Raw genomic sequence first — 1,916 nt, 5'->3', positions numbered from 1 at the left:
TCCGCACGGCCAGCGCGGCGTAGTAGCGGCCCAGGGCGTCGGACCCGTGGTGCTCCGCGACGGCGGCGCAGACCCGCACCGGCATCCGCAGGTATGCGCCCCACTCCCCCTCGGGATCCTCGGGGTTGACCTCGCGGTCCTCGTTGAGGACCTCCAGGCTCATGACCCGCCAGCGCACCCGGATGCCGGCCAGCCGCCGCACCTCCGCCAGCCAGCGCGCGGTCGTCCACGTCCAGGGGCAGACCGGGTCGAACCAGAAGTCGACCGCGGTGCTGCCGGCTTCGGGGTCCGCCGGCTCGTCCGTCATCACTCCACCGTATCGAGGTGCAGGCGGACGAACCGCGGGCGGTACAGCGCGACATTGCGGTGCACGTGGGTGGAGACGGTGTCGGCGGAGGCGTCCAGCCAGTTGACGTCGTAGCCGAGGAGCAGCCCGTCGCCGGAGCCGACGCCGGGATGGGCCTGCGGGTTGTACGCGGCGGCGCCGGAGGCGCCGCCCGCGTCCTGGGGCAGCGGCGCGGTGAACGCCTTGTCCGGCCCGTGCCACGGGCCCTGCGGGCGGCACGCCCAGTAGGTCGCGACGGTCGTCAGCCCGCTCCCGTCCGGCCCGCCCGCGTCCATCGTGAACAGCACCCAGGTGTCGCCCCTGCGCACCACGCTGAACGCGCTGCCGACGCCCTTGCGCCCGCCGTCGCCCAGCACCGGCTTCGAGCGGGCCGCCTCCCTGCTCCAGCGCTCGCCGTCCCAGTACCGCCACGCCGACCGGTCCGCGAGCCGCCCGGCGGGCACGCGCGCAAGGTGGGCGCGGGAGCTGCGTTCTGCCTGCTCGGGGGTGCGGCCGTCGGTGCCGCCCCATACGTAGGTCCAGCCGCCGCGCCGGACGGCCGCCGCGCCGTAGACGAGGCGCTCCGCGGGATCGGCCACCCGCGACTGGTCGTCGACCTGGGCGATGCCCTCCAGCCGCAGGTCCGGCAGCGAGAACGTGGCGACCTCGGTGGCCAGCGGCACGCCGTAGATCCACGGCTGCTGCGCCTCCTGGCGGTGCCACAGCAGCACCCGCAGCACCTGCTCGGACGAGCCGGGCGCACGCGGCTCCACGACGGCGTGCACCGGCCAGCGCCACTGCCGCAGCGGGGCGCCGGGCTCGGGGAAGAGGGAGGCGGGCGCGCCGGGGGCGCCGCCGAGGAGGGTGCGTTCGAGGCGGCCGTCCGCGGACATGACCAGGGCGGCGTTGCGGGTCCAGGCGGGGGTGCCGAGGGAGGTGTCGCGCCAGGCGTGCTGCTGGCCCTGCCGGTTGGGCGGCGGCTGGACCTGGCCGAGGTACGGGTCGGAGACCAGCCACAGCGTGCGGCCGTCGGGCAGCCGGACGGAGTGGTTGCCGTCGCCGCCGGTCCAGTCGTCCGTGCGGGCGGCGTCGTTGCCGTAGCGCTCGAACTCCTCCGTCGTCGCGGCGTCGGCGGTCCAGCCCGAGACGGCGAGGCCGGTGCAGGCCGCGTCGTCGCCGCCGCCGTCGCCGTCGCCGTCGTCGGTGAGTACGACGACGAGGCCCACGGCGAGCAGCAGGGCCAGCGCGATCCCGGCGCCGGTGGTCTGGCGTCGCTCCATCGGGGCACGGTAACGGGCGGGGCCGGTGATCCGTAAGGCACCCCGTGGGACGCGGCCCGCGGGCGCCCGTACGCTGGCGGCGTGGCGAAGCGAGACCTTGCGGTGTTCGACCTGGACGGCACCCTCACCGACACCCGGCACCGGCTGCACCACGTCGCGTCCTCCCCCAAGGACTGGGACGCCTTCTTCCGCGCGGCGCCTCTCGACCCGCCGCTCGCCGAGGGCGTGGCGCTGGCTCTCCGGTGGGCCGAGACCTGCGAGGTCTGCTACGTGACCGGCCGCCCGGAGCGCACCCGCCGGGACACCGTGGC

The 1,916-nt window shown here is 76.2% G+C and carries 3 protein-coding genes; 1 reads left to right on the top strand and 2 read right to left on the bottom strand.

The genetic code is table 11. The features are described 5' to 3' along the window. Together H5J30_RS30205 and H5J30_RS30200 are read right to left on the bottom strand one after the other, a co-directional pair. Positions 1-307, bottom strand: a 307-nt coding sequence (locus H5J30_RS30205; RefSeq protein WP_181790582.1) for a mycothiol-dependent nitroreductase Rv2466c family protein, incomplete at its 3' end; no start/stop codon positions are given. Further along, on the bottom strand, positions 307-1,605 hold the full coding sequence (locus H5J30_RS30200; RefSeq protein WP_181790580.1) for a DUF5005 domain-containing protein: 1,299 nt from the start codon (positions 1,603-1,605) through the stop codon (positions 307-309). The genes H5J30_RS30205 and H5J30_RS30200, both read right to left, overlap by 1 nt. Positions 1,606-1,686: 81 nt before the next feature. Here H5J30_RS30200 and H5J30_RS30195 point away from each other — a divergent pair. Continuing rightward, a partial coding sequence (locus H5J30_RS30195; protein WP_508470955.1) for an HAD family hydrolase occupies positions 1,687-1,916 on the top strand: 230 nt, incomplete at its 3' end.

It is taken from the genome of Streptomyces phytophilus (genome assembly GCF_013870535.1).
Taxonomy (GTDB): domain Bacteria; phylum Actinomycetota; class Actinomycetes; order Streptomycetales; family Streptomycetaceae; genus Streptomyces; species Streptomyces phytophilus.
This window is presented reverse-complemented; position numbering and strand designations above follow the sequence as displayed.

Bases quoted from the DNA above. Each gene is read 5' to 3' on its own strand.
- H5J30_RS30200 (WP_181790580.1), bottom strand. From the start codon at position 1,605: ATGGAGCGACGCCAGACCACCGGCGCCGGGATCGCGCTGGCCCTGCTG.